16 protein-coding genes and 1 pseudogene are annotated in these 16,259 nt (G+C 69.1%); 10 read left to right on the top strand and 7 right to left on the bottom strand.

Annotation, left to right across the window (positions count from 1 at the left end):
• Positions 1-606, top strand: a 606-nt coding sequence (locus A9X05_RS13035; protein WP_156736683.1) for a cytochrome P450, incomplete at its 5' end; no start/stop codon positions are given.
• A 150-nt stretch (positions 607-756) separates the two neighbouring features.
• On the top strand, positions 757-1,788 hold the full coding sequence (locus A9X05_RS13030; RefSeq protein WP_067752670.1) for an Rv2578c family radical SAM protein: 1,032 nt from the start codon (positions 757-759) through the stop codon (positions 1,786-1,788).
• Position 1,789: 1 nt separating this feature from the next.
• Here the strand turns inward: A9X05_RS13030 and A9X05_RS13025 are convergent, their stop codons facing one another.
• A complete protein-coding gene (locus A9X05_RS13025) occupies positions 1,790-3,388 on the bottom strand; it encodes a metallophosphoesterase family protein (RefSeq protein ID WP_067781829.1) in 1,599 nt (532 codons plus the stop codon).
• A gap of 46 nt (positions 3,389-3,434) precedes the next feature.
• Entirely contained in the window at positions 3,435-4,280 is an 846-nt protein-coding gene (locus A9X05_RS13020; RefSeq protein ID WP_067781838.1) for a patatin-like phospholipase family protein, read from the bottom strand.
• A 63-nt stretch (positions 4,281-4,343) separates the two neighbouring features.
• Between A9X05_RS13020 and A9X05_RS13015 the strand changes: the two genes are divergently transcribed.
• Positions 4,344-4,787, top strand: coding sequence for a hypothetical protein (locus tag A9X05_RS13015; RefSeq protein ID WP_067752663.1), 444 nt, complete (start codon positions 4,344-4,346; stop codon positions 4,785-4,787).
• A 14-nt stretch (positions 4,788-4,801) separates the two neighbouring features.
• Here the strand turns inward: A9X05_RS13015 and A9X05_RS13010 are convergent, their stop codons facing one another.
• The 4 genes from A9X05_RS13010 to A9X05_RS12995 all read right to left on the bottom strand — a co-directional run bounded on the left by A9X05_RS13010 (position 4,802) and on the right by A9X05_RS12995 (position 8,860).
• On the bottom strand, positions 4,802-6,406 hold the full coding sequence (locus A9X05_RS13010) for an MFS transporter (RefSeq protein WP_067752659.1): 1,605 nt from the start codon (positions 6,404-6,406) through the stop codon (positions 4,802-4,804).
• Between the two features lie 162 nt (positions 6,407-6,568).
• The gene (locus A9X05_RS13005; protein WP_067781826.1) at positions 6,569-7,450 is read right to left on the bottom strand and encodes a neutral zinc metallopeptidase; all 882 of its coding nucleotides are present in this window, start codon (positions 7,448-7,450) and stop codon (positions 6,569-6,571) included.
• Between the two features lie 9 nt (positions 7,451-7,459).
• Positions 7,460-7,963, bottom strand: a complete 504-nt coding sequence (locus A9X05_RS13000; protein ID WP_067752653.1) for an SRPBCC family protein — start codon at positions 7,961-7,963, stop codon at positions 7,460-7,462.
• Between the two features lie 9 nt (positions 7,964-7,972).
• Entirely contained in the window at positions 7,973-8,860 is an 888-nt protein-coding gene (locus A9X05_RS12995) for an oxidoreductase (protein ID WP_197499049.1), read from the bottom strand.
• Positions 8,861-8,916: 56 nt separating this feature from the next.
• Between A9X05_RS12995 and aspS the strand changes: the two genes are divergently transcribed.
• From aspS to A9X05_RS12980, 3 genes and pseudogenes are all read left to right on the top strand, one after another.
• Positions 8,917-10,698 carry an aspartate--tRNA ligase gene (gene aspS, locus A9X05_RS12990; RefSeq protein ID WP_156736682.1) on the top strand — a complete coding sequence of 594 codons (1,782 nt, stop codon included), beginning with the start codon at positions 8,917-8,919 and terminating at the stop codon, positions 10,696-10,698.
• The gene (locus A9X05_RS12985) at positions 10,695-11,126 is read left to right on the top strand and encodes a nitroreductase family deazaflavin-dependent oxidoreductase (protein ID WP_067752650.1); all 432 of its coding nucleotides are present in this window, start codon (positions 10,695-10,697) and stop codon (positions 11,124-11,126) included. Before aspS ends, A9X05_RS12985 begins: the two co-directional genes overlap by 4 nt.
• 5 nt (positions 11,127-11,131) lie before the next feature.
• Positions 11,132-12,189: pseudogene (locus A9X05_RS12980) on the top strand (aromatic acid exporter family protein).
• A 3-nt stretch (positions 12,190-12,192) separates the two neighbouring features.
• Here A9X05_RS12980 and A9X05_RS12975 read toward each other — a convergent pair.
• Positions 12,193-12,582: an MmcQ/YjbR family DNA-binding protein gene (locus A9X05_RS12975; protein ID WP_067752644.1), complete on the bottom strand. Its 390-nt coding sequence runs from the start codon at positions 12,580-12,582 to the stop codon at positions 12,193-12,195.
• A 91-nt stretch (positions 12,583-12,673) separates the two neighbouring features.
• Here A9X05_RS12975 and A9X05_RS12970 point away from each other — a divergent pair, with 91 nt between their 5' ends.
• The 4 genes from A9X05_RS12970 to A9X05_RS12955 form a co-directional block, all read left to right on the top strand.
• A complete protein-coding gene (locus A9X05_RS12970; RefSeq protein WP_231968714.1) occupies positions 12,674-13,615 on the top strand; it encodes a transglutaminase family protein in 942 nt (313 codons plus the stop codon).
• Positions 13,608-14,663, top strand: coding sequence for a putative zinc-binding metallopeptidase (locus tag A9X05_RS12965; RefSeq protein WP_067781832.1), 1,056 nt, complete (start codon positions 13,608-13,610; stop codon positions 14,661-14,663). Before A9X05_RS12970 ends, A9X05_RS12965 begins: the two co-directional genes overlap by 8 nt.
• A 9-nt stretch (positions 14,664-14,672) precedes the next feature.
• Positions 14,673-15,353 carry a DUF6629 family protein gene (locus A9X05_RS12960; RefSeq protein WP_067752642.1) on the top strand — a complete coding sequence of 227 codons (681 nt, stop codon included), beginning with the start codon at positions 14,673-14,675 and terminating at the stop codon, positions 15,351-15,353.
• Between the two features lie 84 nt (positions 15,354-15,437).
• Positions 15,438-16,259 (top strand): DUF222 domain-containing protein (locus tag A9X05_RS12955; protein WP_156736678.1); only part of this gene is annotated, 822 nt, incomplete at its 3' end.

The following is a 16,259-nucleotide window of genomic DNA, read 5'->3' as shown; positions in this document are numbered from 1 at the left end:
GTCGGACAATTCGCCGCGGCGCCCGCCTCCGACGTCACGTACCCGACCCATCAAGTCATCCACTGGATGTTCGCGATGGGTGACACCCTGGCCATCAATCTCTGGCGTTGTCTGGCGCTGCTGGCCACACACACCGAGATTCTCCTCAACGCGCAGAACGCAATCGACGAACACAGTGCCCACGACTACCTCGTGGGCTGCCTATCCGAAGCGATGCGCCTCTGGCCCAGCACCCCCGTCTTGGCGCGAACCCTCACCGGGCCCACCAAGTGGGACGGCGAGATCGTGCCCGCGGGAACACAAGTCATGATCGTCAACACCTTCAACCACCGCGACACCAGCCGTTTCCCCGGGGCCGATCAGTTCAATCCCACAGCGTGGACCCAAGGGGCCGCCCAATCGTCGTGGTCATTCAACTTCTTCAGTCACGGCCCGCAAGCATGCCCGGGCGCCGACCTTGCGCTACGAATCGGCGTCGCCGTATTGACGGCCGTCCTCGGCGAGCGCAGCCCGGCGGCGACCGGTGCCAATCTGGACCTACACCGACCGCTGCCACGCACGCTCGACCACTCGCGTGTCGGCATTCGATTGAGACGCCGGCCCTGAAACACAGGCACCGCGCAGACTCGTCGGCCACGCTCAACGCCTTCGGGGTGCGGCCATCGCCGAGCCCCCGCCGGCGATCGAGGTGCCCGGTCACACCCGACTCGACCCCAAAGCTTGACTCGATGTCGAACGGATGTTCGAATAGAGGTCATGCGCTGGGCGGGCCAGGCGGTCGCCGTCAACGGGGACCCCGTCGAGGACGGGGCGCTACCGGGGCTGCAGCGGATCGGCCTCGTCCGCAGCGTGCGGGCCCCGCACTTCGAGGGCATCACGTTTCACGAGGTGCTGTGCAAGTCGGCACTCAACAAGGTGCCGGACGCCTCCGCGCTGCCGTTCCGGTACACCGTCAACGGCTACCGCGGTTGCTCGCACGCATGCCGCTACTGCTTCGCGCGGCCCACACACGAATACCTGGACTTGAACTGCGGCAACGACTTCGACAGCCAGGTCATCGTCAAGACCAACGTCGCCGAGGTCCTTCGCCGCGAGCTGCGCCGGCCGTCGTGGCGGCGCGAGACCGTCGCGCTGGGCACCAACACCGATCCCTACCAGCGGGCGGAGGGGCGCTACGCGCTGATGCCCGGCATCATCGCCGCCCTCGCCGAATCCGGCACACCGCTGTCGATCCTCACCAAGGGCACGCTGCTGCGGCGCGACCTGCCGTTGATCGCCGATGCGGCGCAACACGTTCCGCTGTCGGTCGCGGTGTCGCTGGCGGTCGGTGACCCGGACCTGCATCGCGACGTCGAGCCGGGCACGCCGAGTCCGCAGGCGCGCCTGGGCCTGATCGCGGCGATCCGCGAGGCCGGCTTGGACTGCCACGTGATGGTGGCGCCGGTGCTGCCGCAGCTGACCGACTCGACGGAGCACCTCGATCGGCTGCTCGGCCAGATCGCGGCGGCCGGCGCCACCGGTGTCACGGTCTTCGGCCTGCACCTGCGCGGCTCGACGCGTGGCTGGTTCATGGCCTGGCTGGCGCGCTCGCATCCCGACTTGGTGGCCCGCTACCGCGAGCTTTACCGGCGCGGTGCGTACCTGCCCCCGGATTACCGCGAGATGCTGCGGGGCCGGGCCGCGCCGCTGATCGCGAAATACCGGCTCGGCGGCGAGCTGCGGTCGTTCCGGCGCCCCGTCGCGGCTACCCCGGCGGAGCCGGAACACGTTCAGGCGACGCTGTTTTGACCTAGGCCGGTTTGTCGCGGCGCGGCTTGGTCAGCGTGAACCGGTCCACCTCGGTGACCGCGCCGAACGGCCCGCTCAACGCGTAGTGCGTGGCCTTGATCGAGGTGTTGCCACCGGGCTGGCCCGGGTCCACGTCGAACGCCGCGAACCCATAGGGATTGTCCCGGTCTCTGAACGCGGACCACGGCGCGTCCTCCACGACGTAGATCGGCGGCTTGCGCCCGAGCGCCGGATCGAACGCGCCGACGCCGGTCAGCACACGGCAGCGCGGCTCGGGGAACAAGAACGCGTTGGTGGGCGCGGACGTGCCGCCGCCGCCGATGACGAGATGCACCGTTCCCTTGGTCGCGTCGATGACGTCGCCGCGGGTGTCGACGGGGATCGGTGTGCGGGTGTCGGTCGGCAGTGTTCCGCGCAAGGGGTGCGAGCGCTCGTAGTGGTGTTCGTGGCCGCACACCACCAGGTCGACCTGGTACTCGTCGAACAACGGGAGCCATGCCTCGCGGATTCCCAGGTCGGCGCCGTTGGCGGGCTTGTCGGCGCTGGAGATCGCCGTCTGGTGCATGCACACGACCACCCAATCAATGTCCGGATCACGCCGCGCTGCGGCGAGTTCGGCTGCCAGCCAACGCTTTTGCTCACCACCCGAGTATCCGTGCACGTAGAAGTTGCCGCCGTCCTGAAACGCCACGTCGTCGTTGTTCAGGCTGATCACCCGCACCGAGCCGGCGGTGAACGAATACCAGAGCCCGCGCGTCTCCGGGCTCGAGCCCGTGTCGGGCACCGCGAAGTACGCCTGATAGGCACCGTAACCGATTGGGCCGTTGCCCAATTCGTTTTCGTGGTTGCCTGCCGCCGGCATCCACGGCCGGTAGCGCGCCGAGCGGGTGTTGTTCTCGAACCACGCGGACCAGGTACGGATCCGGTCCTGCGCGAGGTTGGCGTAGCACAGGTCGCCGTTGATCAGATTGAACAACGGCGCCATCCGCTCGACCGCCAGCGTGGTGTCGGCCGACGCGGGCGAGCCGATGTTGTCCGTGCCGTAGCTGCCGTCGGGCATCCTCACCAGCGTCGGCGTGGACTGATCTCCGAAGCTGGTGAATCGGAACGGCTTTCGGCCGGACGGTGCCGTCCTGATGGTGCCCATCTCCGGCTCGGCGCCGTCGTGCACGGCGGCGTACACATAGTCGGTGTCCGGGGCGAGGCCGGTCAGGCGGGCGTGATTCACGCGGACTTCGGTGTTGGACTTGGCATCGCGGTAGGTGCGGGTTTCGGCCGCCACGGTCCGGCCGAGGCCCGACGCCGGCGTGCCGTAGCTGACGCGGGGGTTGCGGATCGCGTCGACGGTGTGCCAGGACACCACCACCTCCGAGGCGGCCTGCCTGCCGAATTGCAGGTGCAGCCCCGTCACCGGCGGCGCGCCGGCGCGGCTCGGCTGGTAGACGAAGGCGGGCGCACCGCGGTGGGACCACACCAAGGCGGCGCCACCCCCGACGCCCGCCCCGAGGGCGGCCGAGACCGCGCTGGTGGTCAACAACCTGCGGCGGCTGATGCCGGGCGCGGCAGCACCGCCGTGGGGCGGTGCGGGTTCGTCGACCACCCCTGCTTCATACCCGAGCGGGGTGAACGTCCGCGGAACGGGCGCGCTAGTGGCTGTGCGGCTCGAGCAGTCCCGCCTGCCCGGTGGAGGGCGGGCGGGCCGCCAGCCACTCGCGGGTGGCCGCGTGCGACCGTTCGATAAGCGTTGCACCGTGGGAGAAGTCGGCCCCGGAGATGGCGACGGGGCACAGCGGGCGGACGACCCGCAGGTCGACCGTTCGCTCGAAGCGTTCGACGTCGACGGCGAGGCGATGGTTCACGGCCAGGGTCAGGGCGTGCAACGCCATGTTGACCGCCGTCTTCGGCGCCGCGGGCAGGGCGCACGAGTAGCCGGTCGGGAGCACCCAGACCCGGTCGGCGCCCAGCGCGACGGCGTGCGACACCGGCGTGTTGTTGACCACGCCGCCGTCCATCAGGTCGCGGCCGTTCACCCGGACCGGTGGAAAAACGCCGGGAATCGCGGCGCTGGCCGCGATCGCGTCCACGGCGTTCCCCGACGACAGCAGGACGTCGCCGCCGGAGACGACGTCGGTGGCCACCACATGCAGGGGGATCGGCGCGTCCTCGAGCCGCGCGAACTCGAGCTTCTCGGCGAGCAGCCGTCGCAACCCGACATTGGGCACCAGGTGCGACCGGCGGCCCAGCATGCCCATCGCGCCTGCGATCGGGTGCGTCGGAAAGATGTCCCTCCGCGACAGCGACGTCCATAGCTCGGCCAGCCCCCGAATCCCCGGGAGATCGGGTCGCGAGGCGATCCACCCGCCGTTGACCGCGCCGACCGACGTCCCGACGATCAGGTCGGGCCGTTCCCCCTCGTCGGCCAGGGCGAGCAGCATTCCGACGTGGATAGCGCCGAGGCTGGCCCCGCCGGACAACACGAAGGCCGTGGGCACAAATGCATAGTAGGGACCTGCGAGCACGCGTAGCGCCGTAACGAATTGGGTAGCGTTTTCGATATGACGAACGTGCGAATAGTGACCACGGGGGTCGCGGTGGCGACGTTTGCGGCCGCCGCAGCGGTGGCCGTCACGCCCGCGACCTCATCCGCGGACCCGGCCGGCCACCAGGTGACTTACACCATCACCGCCACCGGCAACCTCACCGGCAACGTCCGGTACATGAACACCGATCCGCCGAGCCAGGCTGCCTTCGACGCGAACTCGTCGCAGTTCCTCAACAGCGTGCAGACGGCGTTCGCCGCGGGGCAGCCGCTGGTGTACAACACGACGTTGAACGACCCGAATAAGTGGGCGTTCGTGAACGCGAGCGGCGGTTGTCACTGGCCGGATTGCGATTCGTCGAACACGCCGCAGATCCAGTGCCAGATCGCCGTCGACGGTCAGGTCGTGGTGACGCAGAGCGCCACCACCGGCGTGACCTGCTCGACGCGGCCCTGGTGAACCGGTAGGTCCGCTCAGCGGTGCACCCGCAGCGCGAGGTAGTACTCGTGCCGCCGGGTGTGGTCGAGCGTGTAGCCGACCGCCCTGGTCACCCCGTCGTGGTCGGACTCCAGCCAGCGTTCGGTGTGCTGGCGTTCGAATTCGGTCCACGACGGCACGGTGAACCGCTCGAGGACCGTGTCGGGATGCTCGAGGCTGTGATAGAGCCCCCAGCTGTGGCCCCCCGTGCGCAGCCGTGAGCGCCGCACCGCGCTCATCGCCTCGACGAAGTCCTGGAGGGTGTCCGTCGCGACGCGGTAGCGCACGGTCACCAGCACCGGTCCGTCGTTGGGGCATGGCTCGAACACGACCATCGGCATCGGCCAGGCCCGGGAGATGTCGCGGCTCAGCTTCCCGGTCTCCGGGCGCAGCCCGAACGGGACGACGCTCAGCGCGGTGACGCCCAGCAACACCGCCGCCACGGTCAACGCCACGCCGAGCCCCTCGCGCGTGGCGACGACACCCCAGAGGTACGAGCCGACCGCCTGGGAGCCCGTGAATACCAGCAGGTACATCGCCAGCCCGCGGGCGCGAACCCAGCGCGGCAGATGCAGCTGCGCCGCGGCGTTCAACGTCGTCAACGTGATCAGCCAGGTCATCCCCGACAACACCAGGAAGGGCGCCGCCGCCGCGAACGGCAGAAAGACCACCGCAAGGGTGGCGGCGCCGTACGCGGCCGCGCACACCGCCAGCAGCGTGTTGGGCGGCACCTTCTGGCGTAACGGCGCCGGGACCGCGACGGCGAGCACCGCGCCCACACCGATGGCGCCCAGCGCCACGCCGTAGCCGCCGGCCCCCAGGTGCCAGGTGGCGGCGGCCGTCACGGGCAGCAGGGCCAGCAGGGCCGAGGCGGGGAAGACGAACAGGGCCGCGCGCAGCAGGATCCTGCGGAAGATCGGACCGTTGACCACGTAGCCCAACCCGGTCAAGATCGCCTGGCCGAGGTGCTCCCGTTCGATGGGCGCGATCTGCTTGGGTCGCCGCCACCCCGCCAGGGCGACGATGATGCCCACGAACGAGATCGCGTTGATCGCGAAGACCGCCGCCGGGCCCGCCACCGCCAGGACGATGCCGCCGATGGCGGGCCCGACCACCCGGGCGACGTTGACCGAGACGCTGGCCAGCGTTGCGGCGGACGTGATCTGCTCGCGGGGGACGACCTCCGGTTGGATCGCCTGCCAGGCCGGCGCCGTGATCGCGGAGGCGACGCCGATCGCCAGGGTGAACAGCAGCAGTGCGGTCGGGGTGAGGCGCCCGAAGTAGGTCAGCCCGGCCAGCGCGAGCGCTACCACCACCGCATACGACTGCAGGACGATCAGCAACCGTCGCTGGTCGAAGACGTCGGCGAGCGCACCGGCGAACAGCGCCAGCACGAGCGTCGGCCCCAGGCTCGCGGTCTGGACCAGTGCGACGACGGTGGCGCTGCTGTGGCCTTCGACCAAGACCCATTGCGCCGCCACGCTTTGCATCCAGGTGCCCACGTTGGAGACGAACTGCGCGACGAACAATGCGCGGAAAACCTGATTGCGCAACGGCGCCCAGACCGATATCTCCCCGCTGTCGGTGCGCTCCTGCGTCATATCCGACATGCGAGCCTTTCGCGTCGTGCGGCGGGGTAGAAGTCTAAGACACGCACCCAACGCGCGCATGACGGCGCGGCGTCACCGCCGGTGTCCGCCTCGTGATCGGCTGGCCGCCGTAATAGACCTCGACGCCGCCGGCGGGCACGAGAAAGATTGGGGCTAGCCCAAATTCGGAGCGGCGAAGGTGTCGCACTTCTTCGGGTCACCGGTCTGGTAGCCGACGGTGAACCAGTGCTGCCGCTGCTCCGACGAGCCGTGCGTCCACGACTCGGGGTTGACCCGCCCCGTCGCTTCCTTCTGGATGCGGTCGTCGCCCACCGACGCCGCGGCCGAGAGCGCGTCCTGGATGTCCTGATCGCTCAGCGGCTGCAGATAGGGCACGCCGGTGCTCTCCTGCTTGACGGTCGACGCGTAGTGCGCCCAGATCCCGGCGTAGCAGTCCGCCTGCAGCTCCGTGCGCACGCCGTTGCCGCCTGCGCCCTTCGCCCCCTGCTGCGAGCGGCCCAGGATGCCCTGCAATTGCTGCACGTGGTGGCCGTATTCGTGGGCCACCACGTACTCCTGCGCGAACGGCCCACCGCTGGAACCGAATTTGTCGACCAGCTCCTGGAAGAAGTCGGTGTCGAAGTACGCCGTCTGGTCAACGGGGCAATAGAACGGCCCCACCGCGGTGGTGGCCGGCCCGCAGCCCGTGTCCACCGAGCCGGTGAACAACCGGACGTGCGGCCGGGTGTAGCCCTGCATCAGCTGCTTCCACACCGCGTCCACCGAGTTGCCGGTGGCGACCACGCGGCACTGCACGTACTTGTTGGCGTCGGCCCCGGTCTTGCACTGGCTCAGGTCGAACCCGGGCGCCGAGTAGCCGCCGGTGTTCGTCTGCTGCTGGTTGAGCACGCGGCCCGGGTCGACGCCCAACAGCAACGCGCCGATCAGGATGAGCAGCCCGAGGCCGCCGCCCCCGACGGCCATCCCCATGCCGCCGCCGCCGCCCGACGACGACGCGGTGCTGGTGTCGATCTGCATACCCTCGTTGAAGCTCATCGCCCGCTCCTAACGTTGCCCGGTTTCGGCGAACCGCGTATCGGTGTAATTGCGCAGGTTGCGCAGGAATCGGCGGAGCCCCAGGTTGAGCAGCGGCCCCACCGCGTACATCGCCAGCCGCGCCGGGCCCGCGGGCTTCTGCGCCATGGTCCACGTCAGCCGGCACCCACCCGGGATGACCTCGACCCGGTAGTCCTCGGCGAATGCCGCGACGGCCTGCGTCGAGCATTCGTTGAACCGAAAAGCCATGTGGCTGAACGGCTCCCACGCCAGATACTCTTCGTTGCCGACCAGGCCACCGCGCATCTCGACGACCCGGGTGGTGCCCACGCCGCGCGGCTCGGGGCTGGTCCAGGTCACCTTGGTGATCACGCTCGCCCAGCGGGGCCAGGACTCCGCGTCGGCGAGCACCTCGAACAGCTGCTCGGGGGTGATCGCGAGGTCGACGCTGTTGCGATACACGAAGGGCGCGCTGTCGATGAAGCTCAGGTCGACGCGGTCGCAGGGGAACATGGAAATAATCTAGCCGGGGCCGTCGCTCGCCGCGGCCAGCAGCGGCACAAGGACGTCGCTGATCGGCGTAGCCAGATCATGGGCGCGGCCCTTGCGGCTGATCACCCCGTTGCGGATGTCCCACTCCATCCGCCGGCGGTTCTCCCGGTCGGCCAGGATCGAGGTGCCCATGTCCTCGGCGACGTGCCGGAACATCTCGGCCAGCTCGTCGACGATGGTGTCGGGCAGCTTGGCGCCCTCGGCCCGCGCGACCGCCAGGCATTCGGCGACGTAGCGCCGCGACAGTTCGGTGACGTCGTCGCGGCGGAACATGCCGGATCGCCGCCCGGACAGCGCCATGAACCCGGCCAGCGCATTGGTGAGCAACTTTCGCCAGGCGGCGGTGACGAAGTCGGGGTCGCAGTCCACCCGGCACCCGGCTCCGCGCAGCAGGTCGGCGACCGTCTGCGCCGCGGGCCCGCTGGGCAACACCAGCGTCGCCTCGGTGCGCAGCCGCACCCAACCCTCGGGCTGGGTCTCCGCCGAGTACCACACGATGCCGGGCACCACCGGCGACGACGGGCAGTGCGGCTGCACCTGCTCGGCCTGCTCCACGCCGTTCTGCAGCACGACGACGATCGTGTGCGGGTCGCACAGCCGGGTCAGCCAGCCCGACGCCGCGTCGTTCTGGGTGGCCTTGACCGCCAGCAGCACGACGTCGACCGGCCCGGTGACCTCGCCCGGATCGGTGTGCACGGGGCCGGGTACCACGATCGGATCCGCGCCGTCCGGCCGCAATTCGATGCTTTCCCGGGGGGTGTGGCCGCACACCAGCACCGAATGCCCTGCCTGGTGAAGCAGCGCGGCGATCGTGGTGCCGACGGCGCCGGGACCGACGAGTGCGATGTTGGTGACGATAGGACCGAAATTACCTCCCTCTAGACTGGGCACTCGTTCCAACCGCGGGAAAGGGAGTGTTTGTGCTGCGCAGCCACGCCGCCGGGTCGCTGAGAAGCAGCGACGCCGGACAGCAGGTGACGCTCGCGGGCTGGGTGGCTCGCCGCCGCGACCACGGCGGCGTCATCTTCATCGATCTGCGCGACGCCTCGGGGGTCGCGCAGGTGGTGTTCCGCAACGCTGACGTGCTGGCGCAGGCGCACCGGTTGCGCGCCGAATTCTGCGTCGCGGTCACCGGTGTCGTCGAGATCCGGCCGGAGGGCAACGCCAACCCGGAGATCGCCACCGGCGACATCGAGGTCAACGTCGCCACCCTGACCGTGCTCGGCGAGAGCGCGCCGCTGCCGTTCCAGCTCGACGAGCCCGCCGGCGAGGAGCTGCGGCTGAAGTACCGCTACCTCGACCTGCGCCGCGACGGGCCGGCCGCGGCGCTTCGCCTGCGCTCCAAGGTGAATGCCGCCGCCCGCGCGGTGCTGGCCGGCCACGACTTCGTCGAGATCGAGACGCCGACGATCACCCGGTCGACGCCGGAGGGCGCGCGCGACTTCCTGGTGCCGGCCCGGCTGCACCCCGGCTCGTTCTACGCCCTGCCCCAGAGCCCGCAGCTGTTCAAGCAGTTGCTGATGGTGGCCGGGATGGAGCGCTACTACCAGATCGCCCGCTGCTACCGGGACGAGGATTTCCGCGCCGACCGGCAGCCCGAGTTCACCCAGCTCGACATGGAGATGAGCTTCGTCGACGCCGAGGACATCATCGCGATCTCCGAGGAGATCCTGACCGCGCTGTGGAGGCTGATCGGCTACCAGGTCCCCACACCCATCCCGCGGATCACCTATGCCGACGCGATGCGCCGATTCGGCTCCGACAAGCCGGACATGCGGTTCGGGCTGGAGCTCGTCGAGTGCACAGAGTTCTTCAAAGACACCACGTTTCGCGTCTTCCAGGCGCCGTACGTGGGCGCGGTGGTGATGCCGGGCGGGGCGTCGCAGCCGCGTAGAACGCTGGACGGCTGGCAGGACTGGGCCAAGCAGCGCGGCCACCGCGGGCTGGCCTACGTGCTCGTCGGAGATGACGGCACGCTGGGCGGCCCGGTGGCCAAAAACCTGACCGACGCCGAGCGCGACGGCCTGGCCGCCCACGTCGGGGCCGAGCCGGGGGACTGCATCTTCTTCTCCGCCGGCCTGCCCAAGCCGTCGCGCGCCCTGCTGGGCGCCGCCCGCGGAGAGATCGCCAGCCGGCTCGACATGATCGATCCCGAGGCGTGGGCGTTCGTCTGGGTGGTGGACCCGCCGCTGTTCGAGCCCGCCGACGAGGCGACCGCCGCCGGGGACGTGGCCGTCGGCTCGGGCGCGTGGACGGCGGTGCACCACGCGTTCACCTCGCCCAAGCCCGAGTACGAGGACGTGGTCGACACCGACCCCGGCGCCGTGCTGGCCGACGCCTACGACATCGTCTGCAACGGCAACGAGATCGGTGGGGGATCGATACGTATCCACCGCCGCGACATCCAGGAGCGCGTATTCGCCGTGATGGGCCTGGACCAGGCCGAGGCCGAGGAGAAGTTCGGATTTCTGTTGGAGGCGTTCACCTTTGGCGCGCCGCCGCACGGCGGGATCGCCTTCGGCTGGGACCGGATCAACGCGCTGCTGTCGCGCGTCGACTCGATCCGCGAGGTGATCGCGTTCCCGAAGACCGGCGGCGGCGTCGACCCGCTCACCGATGCGCCCGCGCCTATCACCGCGCAGCAGCGCAAGGAGTCCGGAATAGACGCCAAACCGGAGAAGGTTGACCGGGCATGACGGAAATGCCTGACACCCAGACCATCAACGCGTTCAACCAGAGCATCATCGACGAGTTCCGATCCAACGGCGGCAAGGTCGGCGGCCAATTCGAGGGCGCCAACCTGCTCCTGCTGCACACAACCGGCGCCAAGTCGGGTGAGCCTCGGGTGTCGCCGCTGGCCTACTTCGACATCGACGGCAAGCTGATCATCATCGGCTCGTTCGCCGGCGCGCCCGTCAGCCCGGCGTGGGTGCACAATCTCCGGGCCAACCCCGCGGCGCATGTCGAGGTTGGCACCGAGGAGTTCGACGTGGCCGCCCACGAGTTGCCGCGCGCCGAACGCGACGCGCTGTTCGACAAGATCACCGCGGCCGCGCCCGGCTTCGCCGAGTACCAATCCAAGACCAGCCGGGTCATTCCGCTGTTCGAGTTGCGGCGCACTTAGGTGTCGTGAACACCTCGCGGCCATCGGTTGTTCTCGCCGCCGCGCGTGCGGGCAACAAACGGCTGCGACTGGTGTGGTTCAACCTGATTCAGACCTCCGTGGCCGCGGGACTGTCGTGGTATCTCGCGCACGATGTCTTGGAACATCCGCAGCCGTTCTTCGCGCCGATCGCGGCCGCCGTGTCGTTGTCGACGAGCAACGTGCTGCGCGCGCAACGCGCCATCCAGATGATGGTCGGGGTAACTCTCGGCATCGGGCTTGGTTCGGTGGTGCAGGCCGTGCTCGGCCCCGGGGCGGTCCCGATCGCGATCGCCGCCTTGGTCGCGCTCGGGGCCGCGGTGTTCATCGGGGGCGGCTTCATCGGACACGGGATGATGTTTGCCAACCAGACCGTGGTGTCGGCGATCCTGGTGTTGGCGCTGTTTCACAGCGGCCTGGGCTGGGAGCGCATCTTCGACGCGCTGATCGGCGGTGGGGTGGCCATCGTGTTCGCCGTCTTGCTGTTCCCGCCGACCCGCTGAGGGTGCTGCGCAACGCGCGCGTCGGCGTGCTGGGCGTGCTGCACGACGTCTTGTCGCGGGCGGCGGACGTCGCCGTCGGACGCAAGGTGCCGCCATCCGACTGGCCACTGACGGCGGTCGACCGAGTGCACGAACAGCTCAGCGGACTGCTCGAGGCGCGCACCACGGCCCGCCAGGTGGTGCGAGTCGCGCCGCGCCGCTGGGGCATGCGCGACACGGTCCATGCCGCCGACCGCCAGGCCGTACACGTGGCCTTGCTGGCCGGTTCGGTGCTCCAACTGGCCCGCGCCGTCGCCCCTACCGCCGACGGCAGTCGCGACGGGCTTCCGCAGACCGTGCCCACCGTCTTGGTGGTGCTCGCGGCCGCGACCGCCCTCGCCGACGCCGATCCGGCCGGCGCGTGCGCGTACATCGCGTCCGCGCGTCATCACGCTTCGGAATTGCAGTCGATCGCCCGCGAGAAGACGCAGCTGATCCTCGCCGACGTCGTCAGCGCCTGCGTCGACGACCTGCAACGCGTGATCGACCTGCGGCACGTGTGAGGTTCAGCGGGAGTCGGCCAGGAACTCCTGGACCAACTTCCTCGGGGCCTGCGTCAGCCACGCCTCGGTGATCAGCTCCTCGAGGTCGCGGACCGAGATCGCGTCCAGTTTGACCAGCACCGCCGGGTAGCCGTCGAAATGCGGTGTCGTGAAATAGACGTCCGGCTCGTCGGCGATCAGCCCGAACTTGACGCCCTCGTCGGACACCCGCACACCGAGGATGTCGCCGCCGGGCGGTTCCGCGCCCCCGTCTGCCAGCGCCTCGCGTTCGGAGGGGCGCAACGGCCGCTCCCACGCCAGCAACTTCTTGCCGACCCGCCAATCATGCGGGGACGGCTCCGAGGTGAGTGCCAGCTCACGGACGATGCGGGCGACGTCGTACCACGTGGCCACATCTCGATTGTGCTCCCGGTTTGGTCTGCGTGCCGCCGGATCGGCAAACGGTTTCGCGTCGCGGACGGCGCGCAAGCGGCCGGCGTGTGATGTGATCAGCCTTGTGTCTGAAGCTGACGCCGGGACCGCCCGCCGCCACCGAGTCACCCACCGCACCGAGTACCGGTACTCCGACGTGGTGACCGGCTCCTACGGCCGCGGCTTCCTCACCCCGCGCGATTCGGCGCGGCAGCGGTGCGTCGCGCACCGGCTGACCATCGACCCGGCCGCCGCCGACGTCTCCACCAGCGTCGACGTCTACGGCAACATCAGCTCCTACTTCCACGTCACCGAGCCGCACCATGCCCTGACCGTGACCAGCGACTCCATCGTCGACGTCTATCCGCCCGCCCCGGGGCGCTACACCAGCGGGCCCGCGGTGCAACCGTGGGAAGACTCCCGCCCAGTGGGCGGCAGGGGCGCGCTCGCCGCCGAATTCACGCTCGACCTGAATCCGCCCGAGATCACCGACGAGATCCGGGAGTACGCGGCGCCCAGTTTCGCCCCGGGGCGCCCGCTGGTCGACGTTCTGCGTGACCTCGCGTCGAGGATTTTCGCCGACTTCACCTACCGCTCGGGGTCGACGACGATTTCCACTGGTGTCAATGCGGTTCTGGCGGCCCGGGAAGGGGTATGTCAAGACTTTGCCAGGCTGGCGATCGCCTGCCTGCGCGCCAACGGTCTTGCGGCCAGCTACGTGTCCGGGTACCTGGCCACCGACCCGCCACCGGGAAAGGATCGAATGATCGGGATAGACGCCACCCACGCCTGGGCGGGGGTGTGGACCCCGCAGGAACCAGGCCAGTTCGAATGGCTCGGCCTGGATCCCACCAACGACCAGCTGGTCGACGAGCGCTACATCATCGTGGGACGCGGCCGCGACTACGCGGACGTGCCGCCGCTGCGCGGCATCATCTACACCAATTCCGAACACAGCGTGATCGACGTCGCCGTCGACGTGGTGCCGTTCGAGGGGGATGCGCTGCATGCGTGACTTCAACTGCCCCAACTGCGGCCAGCGCCTGACGTTCGAGAACTCCACCTGCCTGAATTGCGGCAGCGCGCTGGGGTTTTCGCTCGAGCAGATGGCTCTGATGGTGATCGCCGAGGAGAACGCCGGCGACCACGCCGGGTTCGTGGACGCCGCCGAGTATCAATTGTGTGCCAATCTCCAACTGGCCGAATGCAATTGGCTGGTGCCCGTCAACAATCCCCGGCTGCTTTGCACGTCCTGTGCGCTGACCACCGTGCGGCCCAACGACGCCGACACCGCCGGTCTGGCCGAGTTCGCCCGGGCGGAGGCGGCCAAGCGGCGGCTGATCGCGGAGCTGCACGAACTCAAGCTGCCGATCATCGGGCGCGACGAGGATCCCCAGCAGGGCCTGGCATTCCACCTGCTGTCCAGCGCGCACGAGAAGGTAATGACCGGGCACGACAACGGCGTCATCACGCTCGATCTCGCCGAGGGCGACGACGTGCACCGCGAGCAACTCCGGGTGGAGATGGAGGAGCCGTATCGCACCCTGCTGGGGCACTTCCGGCACGAGATCGGGCACTACTATTTCTACCGGCTGATCGCGCCGTCGAGTGACTACCTCGCGCGGTTCAACGAGCTGTTCGGCGATCCCGACGCGGATTACCAGGAGGCGCTGGACCGCCACTACAGCGAGGGGCCACCCGAGGACTGGCAGGAGGACTTCGTCTCGTCGTATGCCACCATGCATCCCGCCGAGGACTGGGCCGAGACGTTCGCCCACTACCTGCACATCCGCGACACCCTGGACACCTCGGCGTGGTGCGGCTTCGCGTCGGCGTCGGCGACGTTCGACCGGCCGGCGTTGGGCCCCAGCGCCTTTCAGACGATCATCGACATGTGGTTGCCGCTGTCGTGGTCGCTGAACATGGTGAACAGGTCAATGGGCCATGACGACCTCTACCCGTTCGTGCTGCCCGTCGCGGTGCTGGAGAAGATGAAGTTCATCTACACCGTGATCGACGAGGTGACGTCGGAGTCACGGGGACCGGCCGCCATCGCGGGGTAGGTCGAGACGATGTGCTTCTCCATCACGGCGGACCTGGTGGTGGGCACCGCCCTCGTGCCGGTCGCGGTGGCCAGCCTGCGCGAGGTGAAGCACTGGCGCGAGGTGCCTTTCGCTTCGCTGCCCGCGGTGTTCTCGGTCCACCAGTTTCTCGAGGCGGCGGTGTGGCCCAATCGCTTCGTCTCGGCCGGGGTGGCGGAGTTCGCGATGCACGCCTATGTGTTCATCGCGCTGCCGGTGCTCCCGCTATTGGTTCCGTTGGCGATCCTGATGCTCGAACCGCGCGGCGCGCGGCTGCGGGTTGCGCCGTTTGCGGTGCTCGGTGCGGTGGTGTCGGCCTATCTCGCGATGGTCGTCCTCATCAAGCCGGTCGGGGTGACGAGGTGCCCGCACGCGCTGGAATACCAGACCGCCGCTCGTGAAAGTTACTTGTGGGCAACGCTCTACATTGTCGCGGTCATCGGGCCCGCGTTGCTGTCGGGCTATCGCTCCATTGTGGCGTTCGGATTGGCAAACCTGGTGGGGCTGATCGCGGTCGGCCTCCTCTACTTTGAAGCGTTCGCGTCGTTCTGGTGCATATATGCCGCCGTGCTGTCGGTTTTGGTGCTGGTGCACATGCGACGTCGGCGGCGGTTGCCCGACGAGCACCGCTTCCGGGGTGATGACCTGGATCGCGCAGCATCGAACGTGTGATTCTCTCAAATCCCTTGTGTCACTTTAGCTTCAACTGTCACAATGCGGGCTTTTTTGTCGGTGGGGGTTTCTAGAGTTTGAGGTATGGAGGCCAGTCGTGAGGAGATCGTCGACGCTATCGACGCGCTCGACGGCGACGCGGACCGCCTGTGCGCCATGTCTTTTGACGTGCTCACCACCCCGGAACGGTTGCGGGCTTTGGAGCGGGTGGAAAGCGTCGCCCGCCGGCTGCGTACACCCCAGCACGCGTTGATCAATCAGCTGTCCGCGCAGGCCAGCCCCGAAGAGGTGGGTGGCTCGCTGCGGGTGGGGTTGGCCGACCGGTTGCGCATCACCAAGGCCGAGGCCGCCCGGCGCATCGCCGAAGCCGCCGACCTCGGCGAGCGCCGGGGGCTGACCGGTGAACGGCTGGCACCCAAGCTGACTGCGACCGCGGCCGGCCAGCGCGCCGGGCTCATCGGCGAGGGCCACATCAACGTGATCCGCGGCTTCTTGGCCCACCTGCCCGATGCCATCGACGCGTTGACCCGCCAAGCCGCCGAGGCTGACTTGGCCGCCAAGGCCGCCGGGTATCGGCCCGACGAGCTAGCCAAATACGCCCAGCGGCTGAGGGAGTGGCTGCACCCCGACGGGGAGTTCAGTGATGCCGAGCGGGCCCGCAAGCGCGGGATCGCCCTGGGCGCTCAGGACTTCGACGGCATGTCGCGCCTCAGCGGGCTGGTCACCCCGGAGTTGCGGGCCGCCATCGAGGCCATGCTGGCCAAGCTGGCCGCGCCTGGGGTGTGCAACCCCGACGACGAAATCCCGGTGGTCGACGCGACGCCCGATCAGGACGCGGTGCGCCGCGACACCCGCAGCACGGCGCAACGCCACCACGACGCCTTCCTGGCCGGGCTGCGCGGACTC

The organism is Mycobacterium sp. E3298, assembly GCF_001666895.1.
Lineage (GTDB): Bacteria > Actinomycetota > Actinomycetes > Mycobacteriales > Mycobacteriaceae > Mycobacterium.
This window is presented reverse-complemented; position numbering and strand designations above follow the sequence as displayed.

Excerpts from the sequence above, each read along its gene's own strand:
- A9X05_RS13030 (WP_067752670.1), top strand. The coding sequence starts at position 757 with ATGCGCTGGGCGGGCCAGGCGGTCGCCGTCAACGGGGACCCCGTCGAG.
- A9X05_RS13015 (WP_067752663.1), top strand. The coding sequence starts at position 4,344 with ATGACGAACGTGCGAATAGTGACCACGGGGGTCGCGGTGGCGACGTTT.
- A9X05_RS13010 (WP_067752659.1), bottom strand. The coding sequence starts at position 6,406 with ATGACGCAGGAGCGCACCGACAGCGGGGAGATATCGGTCTGGGCGCCG.
- A9X05_RS13005 (WP_067781826.1), bottom strand. The coding sequence starts at position 7,450 with ATGAGCTTCAACGAGGGTATGCAGATCGACACCAGCACCGCGTCGTCG.
- A9X05_RS13000 (WP_067752653.1), bottom strand. The coding sequence starts at position 7,963 with ATGTTCCCCTGCGACCGCGTCGACCTGAGCTTCATCGACAGCGCGCCC.
- A9X05_RS12985 (WP_067752650.1), top strand. The coding sequence starts at position 10,695 with ATGACGGAAATGCCTGACACCCAGACCATCAACGCGTTCAACCAGAGC.
- A9X05_RS12965 (WP_067781832.1), top strand. The coding sequence starts at position 13,608 with ATGCGTGACTTCAACTGCCCCAACTGCGGCCAGCGCCTGACGTTCGAG.
- A9X05_RS12960 (WP_067752642.1), top strand. The coding sequence starts at position 14,673 with ATGTGCTTCTCCATCACGGCGGACCTGGTGGTGGGCACCGCCCTCGTG.